12 protein-coding genes are annotated in these 14,645 nt (G+C 71.2%); 4 read left to right on the top strand and 8 right to left on the bottom strand.

All coding sequences use genetic code 11. The features are described from left to right. Positions 1 to 11: 11 nt before the first annotated feature. From OOJ91_RS08085 to OOJ91_RS08055, 7 genes are all read right to left on the bottom strand, one after another. The gene (locus tag OOJ91_RS08085; RefSeq protein ID WP_266243996.1) at positions 12 to 1,478 is read right to left on the bottom strand and encodes a PepSY-associated TM helix domain-containing protein; all 1,467 of its coding nucleotides are present in this window, start codon (positions 1,476 to 1,478) and stop codon (positions 12 to 14) included. Positions 1,479 to 1,626: 148 nt separating this feature from the next. Next, on the bottom strand, positions 1,627 to 3,696 hold the full coding sequence (locus OOJ91_RS08080; RefSeq protein WP_266243994.1) for a cytochrome c oxidase assembly protein: 2,070 nt from the start codon (positions 3,694 to 3,696) through the stop codon (positions 1,627 to 1,629). After that, positions 3,693 to 4,253 (bottom strand): copper resistance CopC family protein, encoded by a 561-nt coding sequence (locus OOJ91_RS08075; RefSeq protein ID WP_266243993.1) that lies wholly within the window; start codon positions 4,251 to 4,253, stop codon positions 3,693 to 3,695. The genes OOJ91_RS08080 and OOJ91_RS08075 overlap by 4 nt, the downstream gene beginning before the upstream one ends. Then, positions 4,250 to 5,464: a Dyp-type peroxidase gene (locus tag OOJ91_RS08070; protein ID WP_439117054.1), complete on the bottom strand. Its 1,215-nt coding sequence runs from the start codon at positions 5,462 to 5,464 to the stop codon at positions 4,250 to 4,252. The genes OOJ91_RS08075 and OOJ91_RS08070 overlap by 4 nt, the downstream gene beginning before the upstream one ends. Positions 5,465 to 5,487: 23 nt before the next feature. After that, positions 5,488 to 6,087 carry a copper chaperone PCu(A)C gene (locus OOJ91_RS08065; protein WP_266243991.1) on the bottom strand — a complete coding sequence of 200 codons (600 nt, stop codon included), beginning with the start codon at positions 6,085 to 6,087 and terminating at the stop codon, positions 5,488 to 5,490. A 215-nt stretch (positions 6,088 to 6,302) separates the two neighbouring features. Then, positions 6,303 to 8,093: a vWA domain-containing protein gene (locus tag OOJ91_RS08060; protein WP_266243989.1), complete on the bottom strand. Its 1,791-nt coding sequence runs from the start codon at positions 8,091 to 8,093 to the stop codon at positions 6,303 to 6,305. A gap of 84 nt (positions 8,094 to 8,177) precedes the next feature. Beyond that, complete coding sequence (locus OOJ91_RS08055; RefSeq protein WP_266243987.1) at positions 8,178 to 9,500, bottom strand: serine/threonine-protein kinase; 1,323 nt, start codon at positions 9,498 to 9,500, stop codon at positions 8,178 to 8,180. Between the two features lie 384 nt (positions 9,501 to 9,884). On the opposite strand from OOJ91_RS08055, the gene OOJ91_RS08050 reads away from it, so the two are divergent. The 4 genes from OOJ91_RS08050 to OOJ91_RS08035 all read left to right on the top strand — a co-directional run bounded on the left by OOJ91_RS08050 (position 9,885) and on the right by OOJ91_RS08035 (position 13,019). Further along, on the top strand, positions 9,885 to 10,775 hold the full coding sequence (locus tag OOJ91_RS08050; protein WP_266243985.1) for a hypothetical protein: 891 nt from the start codon (positions 9,885 to 9,887) through the stop codon (positions 10,773 to 10,775). After that, positions 10,768 to 11,268: a SigE family RNA polymerase sigma factor gene (locus OOJ91_RS08045; protein ID WP_266243983.1), complete on the top strand. Its 501-nt coding sequence runs from the start codon at positions 10,768 to 10,770 to the stop codon at positions 11,266 to 11,268. Before OOJ91_RS08050 ends, OOJ91_RS08045 begins: the two co-directional genes overlap by 8 nt. A gap of 226 nt (positions 11,269 to 11,494) precedes the next feature. Further along, positions 11,495 to 12,109, top strand: a complete 615-nt coding sequence (locus tag OOJ91_RS08040; protein ID WP_266243981.1) for a hypothetical protein — start codon at positions 11,495 to 11,497, stop codon at positions 12,107 to 12,109. 208 nt (positions 12,110 to 12,317) lie between these two features. Next, on the top strand, positions 12,318 to 13,019 hold the full coding sequence (locus tag OOJ91_RS08035; RefSeq protein WP_266243979.1) for a serine hydrolase: 702 nt from the start codon (positions 12,318 to 12,320) through the stop codon (positions 13,017 to 13,019). 29 nt (positions 13,020 to 13,048) lie between these two features. Here the strand turns inward: OOJ91_RS08035 and OOJ91_RS08030 are convergent, their stop codons facing one another. Then, positions 13,049 to 14,188, bottom strand: a complete 1,140-nt coding sequence (locus OOJ91_RS08030; protein ID WP_266243977.1) for a substrate-binding domain-containing protein — start codon at positions 14,186 to 14,188, stop codon at positions 13,049 to 13,051. Positions 14,189 to 14,645 lie beyond the last annotated feature (457 nt).

The raw sequence follows: 14,645 nt of genomic DNA, 5'->3' as shown, positions 1-14,645 counted from the left end.
GTGGCCGGGCGTCAGGTGCCGGCGGGCGCCGGGGAGGTGGGCGCGGCGGCAGGTCGCCGGCGTCGAGCCACCGCGCCGGCGATGACGTCGACGACCAGGAAGGCGAGCACTGTGCTCCCGAACAGGGGCAGCGCCCAACCGATCGCCGCCATCACCGGTACGCCGATCAGCAGTGTCCAGAGCGGCAGGCCGCGTACGCCGCCGCGGGCCGGCGGGGTGCCGGCGAGGGTGCGCCTGTCGGTGCGGGTCGGTCGGCGTTGCCACCACATGCGATAGCCCCAGACGATGACGCAGAGCAGACCGAGGGCGAGCGCGGCGAGCAGGATCTGGTTGGCCACGCCGAAGAGCAGACCCATGTGGGCCTGAATGCCGAGACCGCTCAGTTGGGCCAGCAGGGGCCAGTCGGCGAAGTCGCTGCGGGCGGTGATCGTGCTGGTGGCCGGGTCGACGGCGATGCGGTCCTTGTGGACCGGCCAGGTGTTGTCGGTCTGCGTGACGGTCCAGGCGGTGCCCGGCCCCGGCGCGGGGGTGATCTCGACCGGCCCGGAGAGGCCCGCGTCGCGGGCGACTGTCAGGACCCGGTCGAAGGCCGCCGACTCGACAGTCCCGCCCGCGACGGCGTCACCGTGGTGGTGACCGCCGGCAGGCTCGGCGGGAACGGCGGCGAGGCTCGTGGAGATCTCCGGCGTACGGGCGCTGAGCGCGTCGAGGCCGGCGGCGAAGTTCGCGCCGGCGTAGCGGGACCAGGTCAGGCCGGTGGCCGAGAGGAAGAGCAGGCCGACTGTCAGCCAGATGCCTGTGGTCGCGTGCCAGCCCCGGGTGCGGCGGACACCCCTGCCGGCGGACAGGTCCGGTACGAGCAGGTGCCGAGCGGTGGCTCGGGTGGCGCCGCGTCGACGCCACCAGAGGACGACCCCGCCGAGCGCCATCACCCACAGCCAGCTCGCCGCCAGCTCGGAATAGTTCTCACCCACCGTGCCCAGGTGCAGGTGGCGGTGCAGGTCGTCCAGCCAGGTGACGGCCGGCGTGGAGCCGAACCAGGTGGTGAGCTGCCCCTGGGACTCGGCGGTGTACGGGTTGACGTAGACGGTGTGTTGCTTCTCGCCGAGCTCGGGCAGGGAGAACACGACCCTGGTGGTCCGGTCGCCGTCGCCGGGTTGCACGGTGATGATGCTCCCGTCGGGGTGCGCGTTGCGCGCTGCCCCGATCTGCTCGGCCAGCGGGAGCGGGCGGTCACCCACCTGGTCGACGGTCAGCTGGTCGCCGTAGAGGATCGCGTCGAGTTGCGGTGTCGTGGTGTAGGCCAGGCCGGTCAGTGCGGCGACCACCAGGAACGGGGCGACGAGGATGCCGGCGTAGAAGTGCAGCCGCAGCAGCAGCGCGCCGAACGGTGACGTGCGCCGGGCCGGCCGGGCCGGTTTCTCGGCGGTGGTGGAGGGCTCCGACGTCGGTACGCCGGACAACTCGGTGAGAGACATGGAGATCCGATCGGAAGAGTCGGGAAGCATCCGAAGCTGTTTCCCGTACTGGTCTGGTCGCCCGGTGGTGTGTCGCGTCGGCCCTGATTGGTAGTCGGACGAGAGACGCCAGTGGTTCCCGGGAAAGTGGACGATCGGGTCCGCGAGATCAGGGCCGGTCGGGCCCGGCGGTGCGGCCCGGGTCGCCGTCGGTGCCTCCGGCCGCGGCGAGGAACGCGTTGTAGCGGGCGAGGTCGTCCTCCGCGCCTGTGGCGTCGGCCCGGTCCGCGGCCCGGTCGAGGCGGCCCTGTTCACGGTGGTCGGCGCGAATCCACTGACGAATCAGGATGACCATGACGAGGACGGCGGGCAGCTCTCCGAACGCCCAGGCGATGCCGGCGCCGAGTTTCTGGTCGGCCAGCAGCGACGACGCCCAGGCGGGGTGGACCGCGGTGTACCAGTCGGGGGCGATGACCGTGGTCGTCTGCATGAGGACCAGGCCGAAGAAGCCGTGCGCCATCATCGACGCCAGATGGATGATCACCAGCAGGGGATGGGGGAGGCGTCGGCGGCCCGGGTCGACGCCGATGAGCACCCAGAACAGCAGATAGCCCGTGACCACGAAGTGGGTGAGCATCGCGAGGTGACCGAGGTGGGAGCGCATCAGCACGCCGAGCAGGTCGCTGAGGTACAGGCCGAACAGGCTCGCGGTGTAGATGCCCAGCGCGACGAGCGGGTGGGTGAGGAGTCTGGTGGCACGGCTGTGCAACGCGATCAGCAACCATTCCCGGGCGCCGCGTACCTGGGGGTCGGCGGGTCGGCGCAGGGCGCGCAGGGCCAGCGTGACCGGTGCGCCTCCGACCAGCAGGATCGGCACCAGCATCGACAACACCATGTGCTGTGCCATGTGCGCGCTGAACAGCACGTACGCGTAGCGCGCGGCACCGAGGTCGGTGGCCGCCGCCAACAGGAGCATCCCGCCCAGCCAACTCGCCGTTCGGGCGACCGGCCAGCGGTGCCCTGCCGTGTGCATCCGGCGCACGCCGGCCAGGTACCCGCCGACACCGAGGGCGCAGAGAGTCAGGAAGAACATGTCCGGCAGCGGTTGGCCGAGGAGGTTGCCCGCGGTGGGTGCGGTGGGCATCGGAAAGCCGAGCAGCTCGGTGATCGGGTCGGCGTCGATGCCGGAGTCGGGGATGGGTGTGGGGCTGCGTGACAGCGCCACGGCCAGCCCCACGGTGGCGGCGAAGACGATCAGCTCCCCGGCAGCCAGTCGGCCGAACGCCCGGTGCCTCCCGGCCCGCAACGCCGGCACGGTGTGGGAGCGGTGTACCGCACCGAGCACGCCGAGGATCAGCAGGGCGGCGAGCTTGCCGAGGACCAGCCAGCCGTACCGGGACTGCCAGAGCTGGTCGACGGCGCCGAGGCGGACGGTGGCGTTGGCGAGCCCGCTGACCGTCACGGCGACGAAACAGCCCAGGGCGAGGCGACTGTACCGGCTGGCGGCCTCGGCCAGCAGTCGACTGCGCCGCACCATCACCAGGGCGACGAGCCCACCGACCCACACCGCGGCGGCCAGGACGTGCAGGGCCAGGGAGGTGACGGCGATCTGGTGGTTGCCGGCCCCGGCGGAGTGACCGGTGAAGGCCGGAGGCAGCACCGCCACCAGGGCCAGGATCGTGACTGTCGCCGCCAGCCCCCGGGACACCCCGGCGCGGGCCAGCAGGGCCACGGTCAGGGCCAGTCCGGCCTGCAGCATGAGCGACTGCCCCTGCGAGATCGTGGTGGCGAAACTGACGACAGTCGCGGGCCTGAGCGTCGCCGGCGGTTGGCCGAGCAGGTCCGAGACCGTCAGCACCAGCAGCGACAGTGCAGTGATCGCCCACCCCAGCGCACCGACGCTCGCTCGCCGGAGCAGCAGGTAACCGTGCGGCGAGACGGTCCGTCCGTCGCCGGGCAGCAGGAAGGCGGAGGTCACCAGCATGCCGACGGTGACGGTGGCGAGGCCGTCGGAGAGCAGACGGACCACCGGCAGCGCCCAGGTCGTGGCCGGTCCCGCGTCCGGCAGGCCCGGAATCGCGGCGGTGAGGGCGCCTCCGACCCGCAGACCGAGCAGCAGCAGAGCGACCCCCGAGGCGCAGGCGGCGACGACAGTCAGCAAGTCGTACGCCGCCGACCCCGCACGTGGGACCGCGGACCGGGACCGACCGGCGGACCTGGCGAGGAGCGGTCTGGTCATCGACGGCTCGCTCGTCGCCACAGCAGCCCGGCGGCCACCACGACGAGGATGGCCAGCGCGACGCCGGCGGCCAGGACGCCGGCACCCCGACCACCGTCGTCCGTCGCCGACGTGGCGGCGGGCAGCCCCTCGGTCGTCGCGCTGACGATCGGCGCGGCGCTGGAAGCGGGGTCGGCCACAGTGAACGGGTACGAACCCTGGACCGGGTGACCGTCGGTGGAGACGACCCGGTAGGCGACCGTGTAACTGCCGTTCGGCAGTGCCTCGGTCACCTGGACCGACCCCTTTGCCCCGTCGACCACCGGGTCGCCCGTGGGAATCTTCCGCTTGGCGGCGTCGGTGAGCACGATTGTCGTGAACGGCGGGTCGAGCCGTTCCACGAACTCGAGCACGATCTCGGTGGGCGCGCGGGACAGTGTCGACTCCTGGACCGGTGCCGCCGACCGGAGTGTGTTGTGCGCCCACGCCGGGCTGGCCGGGATGAGCAGGGCCACGACGACGGCGAGCAGCGCCGCGCCGAATCGGACGGCGGCGGGGCGGGACGACTGCACGCTCATGCGAGCACCTGCTCGCCGATCCATCCTCCCGGCCGGCAACCGGGCGGGATGGCGAAGACGGCGGACCCGATTGGCGTGGTCCACTCGTTGAGCAGGTCCTGATCGGCCAGCCGGCGTTGGATGGGCAGGTACTGCCGGGCGATGTCGGCCTGGTAGGACGTGAAGATGAGGCCGCTGTCCGCGTGACCCTGCGCCGTCGGCGCCCCGTCGTAGTTGTAGGGCCGACGCAGGATCCTCAGCCTGTCGTCGGTGACGTGGGCGCGGGTCAGGTGCGAGAAGTCCGGGATGACGGTGAGGCCGTCCGGGCCGGTGGCGGCGAAGTCGGGTGCGTCGTGCTCGGCGGTGCCGGTGAGCGGGGCGCCGGTGTCGAGGCGTCGGCCGATGGCGAGTTCGCGATCGGTCCGACCGAGCAGATCCCAGGTCTCCATGTTCATGCTGATCCGCCGGACCACCACTGTGGTGCTGTCGCGTAGCCACGCCGGGCCGTCCGGCACCCAGAGGGCGGTGTCCAGTGGGGCTCCGGGCCGGGGGTTGGCGGTGCCGTCGAGCTGGCCGAACAGGTTGCGTTGGGTGTGGCCGCCCGGCTCGACGCCGGGGCTGCGCCGGAAGCCCTGCTGGACCCATCGGACGGTGGCGAAGGGCCGGCTGTCCTTCATCAGGACTCGTTGGGCGTGGGCGACGGTGATCGCGTCGTCCGCGCAGATCTGCACCAGCAGGTCACCGCCGGTCCAGGCCGGCTGGAGGCGGTCGACGCGGAACGACGGCAGGTCGGCGACCGATGCCGGCCGTCGATCGTCGACCCCGGCGGCGCGGTAGAGGCCGGGCCCGAAGCCGAAGGTCACGGTCAACCGTGCCGGCAGCAGCCCGAGTTCGGCCTCGGTGTCGGCCAGCGCGGGTGTGCCCTGGGTGAGACGGGCCGCGTCGTCGGTGAGCAGTCGCAGCATCCGACTCAGCGCGGTCCGGTCGACGCCGGCCCGCAGGGTGAGCGCCACGAACGACGCATGCGCCTGCGGTTCGGTGGCCACCCCGGCCTGGCGCGTGCCGTGAAAGGGCTCGACCAGGCCGCCGGCGCTCGCCACAGGCGTCGCGTCGGCACCGACCGCGTCCGGTCGCCCGCCCCCGTCGGTACGCGTCGCGGCGATCGTGGCACCGCCGGCCAGGGCGCCTCCCGCAGCCAGCGCCCCACCGGTGAGCAGGCCACGCCTGCTCACCGGCCGGGCAGTCGGCGTGTCGGTCACGATGCCGGGCTCATGCTCATCTCCGGCGTGGCGCTCATGCCGGTCATCGGCTCGCCGTGACCGGGAGCGTAGCTCTCCTGCGCGCCGGTGAACGGCTTGGCCACGGCGTTGAACTGCTGGGTCCTGCCGTCGGCGAAGGTGAGCGTGAAGGTCAACTCGTCGCCGGCCTGGACGGGCCTGGTGAGGTTCATCAGCATGAGGTGGTCACCGCCGGGCTCCAACGCGTGGGTGCTCCTGGCCTTGACCACGATGCCGCCCTGCTTCTGCCGCATGACCATCTTGCCGTCCTGCATGGCCATCTCGTGCAGCTCCATCGACGACACCGAGGTCGCGGCACCGGTCACCGTGACGTCGGCGTCGCCGTCGTTGACGAGGGTCCCGAAGGCCGCCGTCATCCCCTTGTCGGCAGCCTTCACCCACGGGTCGCGAATCGCGACCACGCCGGCGGCGGCGCTCGCCGACGGGCCGGGCTGGGCGGAGGACGGCGAGTCGGACGAGCCGCAGCCGGCGGCACCGACCGCCACGAGCGCGGCGGCGGTGGCGAGGGCAACGGCCGAGCGTCGGCGCGATCCGAACGGGCTGGTGGTGGTGCGCATGGGTTCTTCCTCCGATGGTTGCTGCTGCATCGTTTGTCGAACGCCGTAGCGCGAAAGTTCCGGGCTGGCGGGCATTGCCGTAACGCGAGCGCGGCGGGGACGGCGAAGTCCCGGCGGCGGCAAGTCGTTCGTAGGCCGGCCGCAACGCCGGCGGCGCAGGACGTGGGCGGCGCCGCCGGGCCGGCGAACGGGCCCGGTGCGGGCCAGGGGGAGCGTCAGAAGCTGCTGACCAGCTTCACGAATGCCTCGTCGATCGTGGCGGGATCGGTGGCGTCGAACGCCTTGCCCGACGATGCCTTGGCGATCTGGTCCAGGGTGGCGAAGTCGGACTCCCGGTCGAAGGCGATGCAGAACACCTTCACCGGACGCTGCGGGTCCAGGGCGACCTCGGCGAGCAACCGGGCCAGGTCGTTGTCCTTGCTGTACTCGTTCTTGCCGTCGGTCAGGACGACGATCGCGTTGATCCGCTGCGGGTCGTACCTGTCGACGAGCTCGCGGTGTGCGGCCCGGACCGTCGCGTAGAGCGCGGTGCCACCCTCGACATGCAGGCCGGCGATCTTGCTGTTGATCCGCTTCTGGTCGAACTCGTCGAGAGGCACCTCCGTCCGGTAGGGGCTCTTCGGCCGCTTCGGGGTCTCCGAGGAGAACGACAAGAGCCCTACCCGGTCTTCGCTGTTGAGCAGCGCGAGGCCCTTGCCCGCCGCCGCCGAGGCGACCTGGAAACGGGTGCGGGTGCCGACCATCGTCTGCATCGACCCCGAGGTGTCCAGGGCGATCAGGATGTTGGCCTTCTTGCGGAGCGTGCGCCAACCGTCAAGCATCGCGCCGACCACCTCCGGGGCCGGCGGCTTGAAGTAGCTGAGTCCGCCGCTGGGCTCGGCGCCGACGCTGGCAAGTAGCTCCGCCGAGGCGCGGCCCTCGTGGTCCCGGAAGCCGAGGCGGGCGAAGCTCTCCTGCTGGGCGTCCTCGGTCAGGAAATTCTGGAAGTCGGCTGCCGCCGCACGCTGCCGCTGATCGGCGGTGGGCAGCACCACGAACGGGTGGTCCAGGTTGAACGTGCCCTCCTTGGGGTGGACGGCGACAAGCGGCACGTTCGGCCGGCGACCCCGCTCCTGCCCGTCCTGCCGGGGACTCAGCGCGCCCGTGTTGTAGAGGTCCACCAGCTCCTCCTGGAGGACTATGGCACTCATGTCGTCAGTACTGCCCGCCCCGCCGGCCAGGTCCGCCTCGGCGAGGCTGCGCAGGAGGTCCACCGAGTCGTCGCTGTAGTGCGACACGTTGGCCTCGATCCGGCGTACGAACTGGGTGACCGCGGGGTCGGCCAGGTCGGACCGGGTCAGGTCGCTCGACCGTTGCACCGCCGCGTAGTAGGTGGCGATGGTCGCCGCCAGCCCGGAGGTGGACAGGTTCGGGTTGTCCTTGCCGAAGGTGAAGCGGCCCCACTCCGGCTTGCCGAAGCCCGCCCACCCGTCCCGTCCGGACAGGCCCAGGATCTCCCCCCAGCCCAGCGGCCCGCGCTGGCGTAGCAGCTCGGCCTTGGGCTGCGGCATCGCGATCACGAGCGGACTGTTGGCGATCGACGGATAGCGGTCCGGGGTCTGCAGCTCCCGCCCGGCGGCCTGGTCGAGCAGGCGGAGCTGACCGGTCCACAGGCTCGACGTCGGCAGCCAGACCTGTGGCTGCGGCAGACCGGTGTGGGTCCAGCCGGTGGCCAGCGCCTCGGTGGCCTTGCCCGAGTTCAGCGCACTGACGTGCACCTGGGCGCAGCCACCGCCGTCGATCGACCTGTCGCTGCGGTTGTAGCGCTCGGCCAGCTCGACAAGCAGAGCCGCCTTCTCCGTGGAGGAGTTGACCTGGAGGGTGGTGGCGCAGTCGCCGCGCGCCCCCTCGTTGCCCGCTTCGCGCTGCCGGACGAACACGAACGCCCCGGCGATGACCACCAGCCCGGCGGTGACGGCGGCGGTGTACGGCAACCACTGCCGCGTACGCGTAGCGGATGGGGCCATCGGGACGTCCTCCTCGGCAGGCGGCTGGTGGCAGTCAACCTATCGATCCGGCGCCAGCCGGTGACCCTGACCCCAGCGCGCCTGTCACCCGTGGTCGGGCCGTCCCCCGACCGCAGTCGCGACCAGCAGCCGAACCAGGTAGACCACGACGAAGGTGACCCCACCGGCCGCGGCGGCCGGGGCGGTCGCGCTCGACGCGACGTAGCCGGCTGCGGCGCCAGCCGAACCGAGGAAGAGCGCGGTCGAGATGCCCCAGGCGTCGAGGGCCTCACCACGCAACCGCCGCCACGCGCCGCCACCACCTCCGGCACCGACGCGGGGTTCCGTCACCGGCTGGTGGACCGGCCGCGTCGTCACCGGCTGGTGTGCCGGCCGCGTCGTCACCAGCTGGGTCGGTCGGGCCTGGGTCGGCACCGTCGGCTGCGTCGGTGCCTGCGGCTGTGTCTGCTGTCGCGTCGGGCGTGGCTGCGGCGCCGTCGGCGTGACCTGCGGCAGCGGGTCGTTTGGCGTCGGTGCGCCAGCGGTCTCGTTGCCGACCTCCAGCAGGGTCTCCCGACGTAGCGGCTCGCCGACCGTGCCGTCCTGCCGGAGCAGCCGTACCAGCACGCGCTCGGCGCCCGGCCGGTCGGCAGGGTCCTTGGCCAGGCACTCCCGGATCAGCTCGTCCAGGACGGGAGGCAACGCCGGCAGCTCGGGCGGATCGTGCAGCACCCGGTGCATCACGGCGAACAGCGAGTCGTTGCCGAACGGCGGCCGACCACCGGCGGCGAAGGCGATCGTGGCCGCCCAGGCGAAGACGTCGCAGGGCGGACCGACAGCATCGTTGCGGAACCGCTCCGGCGCCATGTACGCGGTGGTCCCCATGACCCGGCTGGACGCCGTCTCGGTGACACCCAACGCGCGGGCGATACCGAAGTCGATCACTCGGGGACCGTCCTCGCCCAACACCACGTTGTCCGGCTTGAAATCGCAGTGCACCACCCCGGCGCTGTGGATCGCGGCGAGCGCGGTGACGGTGCCGACTGCGAGCCGGTGCAGGGCGTTTCCGGTCACCGGGCCGCGCTCGCGGACGTGGCGGTGCAGGGTCAGGCCCTCGATGAACTCGCTGACCACGTAGGGCCGTTCGCCGTCCACCTCGGCGAAGAGCACCTGCGCGGTGCAGAACGGAGCGACCCGGCGTGCGGCGGCGATCTCCTTCACGAACTGCGACCGGGCCCGGGGGTCACTCAGATCGATGTTGACCATCTTGACCGCGACCCGGTCACCGGCGTCGTCCTCACCGAGGTAGACGACCCCCTGCCCACCCGCGCCCAGCCGGCCGACCAGCCGGTACGGGCCGGCGGTGACCGGATCGTGCGTCCACAGTTTCGCCAACCCTGGCACCGGCGTGCCGGCCAGTTCTGACATCCCGACTCCATAAGCGTCGTGCCCGGCCACCGGCGGCGCAGGACACGGCCATCGTGCCATGTCCGCCGTCGGTGGCCGAGGACTTGAAGACCCGCTACGCCTGTGGCGGCGCGGTCGACCCCCGGACCGGCGGCATTTCCGGATCGGATGGGCTCGGTCGCCACCCTCGCGGTGCCGTTGGCCGCCGAGGTCCGTCCGCAGCAACGCTCCTGGCACGAGAAACGTGACGCTACGGAGGTGGCCGCACACGTCCTGAAACATCGCGTTCAGCCGACAGGTGTGACTGAGATTTCACGCCGAAATTCGGAAACCAAATCGGCTGACCAATCCGTCAGGTCAGTGACGGGTCGCCACTGCGGGCGGCCAGCCGAGAAGGGATGGGACATGGGGGACGTCCGAAGGCGCTTCAGGGACGACCTGGCCCGACACCCCGCCCCGCCCCTGGGTGACCTGGTCGAGCAGTCGATGGTGCAGGGTCGCCGACTGCGTCGCCGACGCCGCCTGGCGCAGTTCGGTGGCGGCGGCTCGGCGTTGGCCATGCTGCTCGTGATCGGCCTGGCCGCCGGGCCGCCCGGTGTCGGTGCCCACGACGTCGGTCAGCCCGGCGGACCAAACGTGGGTTTGCCGGGTGGGTCTGTCGACATCGCCACGCCGTCCCCGGCTGCGTCCTCCGGTGGCGCACCGGGCGGGATCGAGACGGGCGCCGACGAGGAGCACGGAGATGCGCCCCATCGGCTCGTGCCGTCGGCTCCCTCGCCCAGAGTGATCGACACCCTGACGATTGGGCGGGGGCCGGGCGGTGAGCTGCTGACGACCACACCGCAGGGCGCGCTGGAACTGCTGACCCGGCTGCTGCCCCCGGGAGAGACAAGCGGTTTTGCGAGTCTGGAGAGCAGTGGAGCAGGCCCCGGCATGCCGTTCGTCCAGCTCTACCTGGACCGGGGCGATGGACCGGGGATGCTGCGGCTCTCCATCTACCGGGACAGGCTCGGCGGCGACCCGGCCCCGGGGACTGTGGAGCTGACCGAGGTACCCGACAACTGCGTGCAGAACCAGATGATCACCGTGCACCACCGCGATGGTCTTCAGGTCGATCTGATGATTTCCACCTGCCTGGCCTGGGACGGCAAGGGCAAGCTGTCGGCACCGCCCGTCCTGTCCCTGAAGGAGGCGACCGAGATCGCCGCCAACCCGATCTGGGGGACGAGACTGCCGACCGAGTACGTCATCAACGGTGCCAAGAGGTTCCCGGCGCTGGCCCGGTCGAATGGCTGACGAGGACTTCCTGGAGTTCGCGCAGGCGGCCGCTGGCCGGCTGCGCGACGCCGCGTTCCTGATGTGTCGCGACTGGCATCTCGCCCAGGACCTCACCCAGACGACGCTGGCCAAGGTGTACGCCAACTGGAGGCGGGTCCGCCGGGCCGACGACCCTCACGCGTACGCCCGCAAGATACTGCTTCGTTGCATGATCGACCAGCAGCGGCGTCGCTCCAGCCGCGAGCTCGCGATGTCGGCGCCCCCGGAGCGGGGCGAGGAACATCCGGCTGAGCTGCGCATGACGTTGCTGGACGCGGTCGCCACCCTGCCGATGCGGGACCGGGCGATCATCGTCCTCCGTTACTGGGACGACCTGAGCGTGGAGGCAACCGCCGAGGTGGTGGGCGTCTCCATCGCGGTCGTCAAGAGCCAGAGCATGCGCTCCCTCAGCCGCCTGCGCGAATTGCTCGCGGAGACCCGTTGCGACCTGTTCGCCGAGGAACGCCATTGACCGGTCCCGTCCGCGGCGGGGGAGCGGCGGATTCCGGTGGTGTCGGGCCGTCGGCCGCTGTGCCTGCGCTGCGGCGGCGACGAACGCGCCACCACGCATCGTCGTCTGAAGCGCCACCGTGGTTGGCAAATATTTGTGCGTTTGGGGGAGGTGTCCGGTGTCTGAGTCGAGGAGCAGGACATGCCGCGGCCGGATTCGCGGTAGGGGCCGAGTCTCGGCCGCTGTCGTGCTGGCAGTCCTGTCGGCGCTGGTCGTGATGGCCGCGGGATGCGATCGGCGGGAGTCCGACGTCGGTGCCGAGGAGCGACGCAGCGCGAACGCGGATCGGGGCGATCTGAGCCAACTGCTGGGTGCGGGCGATCTGGGAGCGGACTGGCGTGTGGCCGATGCTCGAACCGGTCTGCCGCCCTGGCCGTGGGAGCAGGACAACTGCCCCAACTATCAGAGCGGCGACTACCCGGCCAAGTCGCACCGGCGCACCGCCGTGGAGCGCTACTACCGGCCGCCTGACGGCTCGTCGTCGGCCTACCACGTCGTGGAGACGTACGAACCTGGATGGGCCGAGCGGAACACCGATGACGTCCGTCGGGTCCTGTTGCGGTGCGCGAGCTACCCGGTCCTCGGATCCCAGGTCTCGTTCGACGTCGTCGATCCCCACTACCTGAAGGGTGCTGGCATGCTCATCCGAGGTCGCATCGCCCGTGGGGACGTCCCGGATACCGTCACCTACTTCGTGATGCTGAAGCGAGGGGAGACCGTTTCGACGGTCCGCCTGCCTGATCCGAGCAGTAGGGCAGCGGTGGACTCGATCGCGGCGAGGGCGGTGGCCCGCCTTGGCTGAGCGCGGAGGACGGCAGGTGTCGCGCCGCTGGGTCGTCGCGTTGGGCACCATGTCCCTGGCAGGTGTCGCGACGGCAGCCTTCGGTGCCACGCGCGCTCGCGACGGCGACGGAGCTGGTCCATCGCGCGGTCCTTCCCCTGCCAGTCCGGTCCCCACCACGCCGGCCGTCGACCGGATCGACCAGGCGAGGACGCGCATCAGGGCCTACGTGGAGCGGTACGACGGCCACCTGGCGGTCGCGGCGCGGGACCGACAGGGAACGGCTGCGGTGACGGCGGGCGCCAGACGGTTCGAGACCGCCAGCGTCGTCAAAGTCAACATCCTCGCGGCACTGCTGCTACGCCAGAGCCCGCCGGGCAGGGCCCTGAGCGCTGACACCCGACGGTTGGCCGAGAAGATGATCGTGTCCAGTGACAACGACGCGGCGATAGCCCTGTGGCAGCGGATCGACGGTTCGCGTGGCCTCGCCGCCGCGAACCGTGCACTCGGTCTACGGGAGACCAAGCCCAGCTCGCACTGGGGAATCACCACTACCACGGCTGACGACCAGCTCCGTCTGCTGACCGCGCTGACGTCGCCGACGGGACCGCTGACCCCGCAGGACCGTACTTTCATCATGGGCCTCATGAAGAAGGTGATCCCCGAGCAACGATGGGGAGTCACCGCCGCGCGCGAGCCGGACACTCGTTCCTACTACGTCAAGAACGGCTGGGACACCGTCGATGTGGACGGTGGCCGTTGGCTCGTCAACAGCATCGGACGGATCGTCGAGGCCCGTCACGACTGGCTGATCGCCGTGCTCTCCGACCATCACGTGAGCCAGAAGGAGGGCATCCGCGTCGTCGAGAGGGCCGCCATGTACGTGCTCAAGGAGTTGCGCGCCGCCACCGCCGGCGACGGTGCTTCGTAGGGGCCGCAGGTGGGGGCCGTGAAGAGCACCTACGCCCGTGGCGGCGCGGTCGACTCCCGGATCCGCAGCGATGGGCTGATGACGATCCGGTGCGTCGGTCGGTCGGGGTCGGCGAGCCGGTCGGCGACGAGACGCACGGCGGCCCGTCCGATCGAGCGTCGCGGCGGTCGGACCGCGGTCAGTGGCGGGCTGAAGAGCCCGGCGACCTCGTCGTCGTACGCCACGATGGAGAGGTCGCCGGGGACGGAGAGGTGCCGCTCCTCGCAGTGCTGCACGAGCGCGATCGCCTCGGCGTCGGCGTGTACCAGCAGCGCCGTCGTCCCGGTGGCCCGGCACCTGTCGAGTACGCCGTCGAGCACGGTGTCCCGCTCGGGCGACCGCGTGTCGGGCACTACGGCCACCACCGTCGCGTCCGAGTCGAGGCCGTACTCGGTCGTGGCATCGAGCCAGCCGCGCCGTACGTGCTGGCTGGTGGGGCTGTCGGCGTCGAGCACCAGGCCGACCTTGCGGTGTCCGAGTGAGGTGAGGTGGCGCACCGCCATGGCCGCACCGAGCGCGTGGTCGGTGACCACCGATTCCATGACGGCGTGATGGCTGCCGACCGTGGCGGTGCGTTCCAGCAGGACGACGGGAACGCCGACCTGGTCGAGCCACTCGATGGTGCGCTCGGCGGTCGGCGCGGCCATGCTCGGCGCGATGATCAGCGCATCGACGCCCATCCGCCCCACCATGCGGGCCAGTTGCGGCTGGTCGTCCTCCGTGTCGTAGGAGGAGCCGCGCAGAACCACGCGCATGTCCAGCTCGCGGGCGGCGCTCTCGACGCCGCGCGCCACGTCCGGCCAGTAGTAGTCCAACGAGGGCACGAGCATGCCGAGGGTGCGCCCGCCCAGCGGGTTCAGGCCCGTGGCGGCCGGCTCCTCGGCTGCCGGGACGTCGTCGGGCAGGAGCAGGGCGACCCCACCGTGGACCCGGCGGACCAATCCTTCGGCGGCGAGCTCCGCGATGTCGCGCCGGATGGTGACAGGCGCGGCGCCGAGCACGTGTGACAGGTCGGAGACGCGCATCGAGCCGTCGCGTTGCAGGGCTGCCAGCAGTTGCTGGCGGCGGGCGACCTGAAGCGGCGCGCGGGACGCCTCCGCCGTGGCGACGCCGGGACTGTCCTTGGTCATGGGGGAGACCTCCGAGGAACGCTTCGTACGGCGAGAGCTCTCGCGTGGTGACGACGAGCTTGCCGGGCGGGTTGAACGCGGCTGCGCGGGCACCCGTGCCAGCAATTCCATCCTGTTGCCCGCCACCGCAGCCGGACGGGCGGCGAGACGGTCTGCGACGGCCATGGCCCCTCGGGCTGACAGAGCGGCTATGAGTGATTCTGATCGTATCAGATCAGTTGTGGCGTTGAACGCGCTGGCCCGTCTGTCATGGGTTGCGGCCGATCGAGCCGCGGCCAGGCCGAACGGCGGTCCTCGTCGCCGCAGGCCACAGCGGCTACGTGTGTCCTTTTGATCGGATGTGCTCGAACTGGTTTGAGATCAGCATTGACTTGATCTGATGTGAGCGTTTTACTTCGGAAACCTCGCGGATGCCGGCCCGTCACATTCGTGGGCAACGCCCCGCTCGCCACACTCC

It is taken from the genome of Micromonospora lupini, assembly GCF_026342015.1.
In the GTDB taxonomy this organism is placed as follows: Bacteria; Actinomycetota; Actinomycetes; order Mycobacteriales; family Micromonosporaceae; genus Micromonospora; species Micromonospora lupini_B.
The sequence above is the reverse complement of the archived record's forward strand: the minus strand, read 5'-3'. Positions and strand labels throughout refer to the sequence as shown.

Coding starts and splice junctions, on each gene's coding strand:
- OOJ91_RS08085 (WP_266243996.1), bottom strand. CDS start 1,478: ATGTCTCTCACCGAGTTGTCCGGCGTACCGACGTCGGAGCCCTCCACC.
- OOJ91_RS08080 (WP_266243994.1), bottom strand. CDS start 3,696: ATGACCAGACCGCTCCTCGCCAGGTCCGCCGGTCGGTCCCGGTCCGCG.
- OOJ91_RS08075 (WP_266243993.1), bottom strand. CDS start 4,253: ATGAGCGTGCAGTCGTCCCGCCCCGCCGCCGTCCGATTCGGCGCGGCG.
- OOJ91_RS08065 (WP_266243991.1), bottom strand. CDS start 6,087: ATGCGCACCACCACCAGCCCGTTCGGATCGCGCCGACGCTCGGCCGTT.
- OOJ91_RS08060 (WP_266243989.1), bottom strand. CDS start 8,093: ATGGCCCCATCCGCTACGCGTACGCGGCAGTGGTTGCCGTACACCGCC.
- OOJ91_RS08055 (WP_266243987.1), bottom strand. CDS start 9,500: ATGTCAGAACTGGCCGGCACGCCGGTGCCAGGGTTGGCGAAACTGTGG.
- OOJ91_RS08050 (WP_266243985.1), top strand. CDS start 9,885: ATGGGGGACGTCCGAAGGCGCTTCAGGGACGACCTGGCCCGACACCCC.
- OOJ91_RS08045 (WP_266243983.1), top strand. CDS start 10,768: ATGGCTGACGAGGACTTCCTGGAGTTCGCGCAGGCGGCCGCTGGCCGG.
- OOJ91_RS08030 (WP_266243977.1), bottom strand. CDS start 14,188: ATGACCAAGGACAGTCCCGGCGTCGCCACGGCGGAGGCGTCCCGCGCG.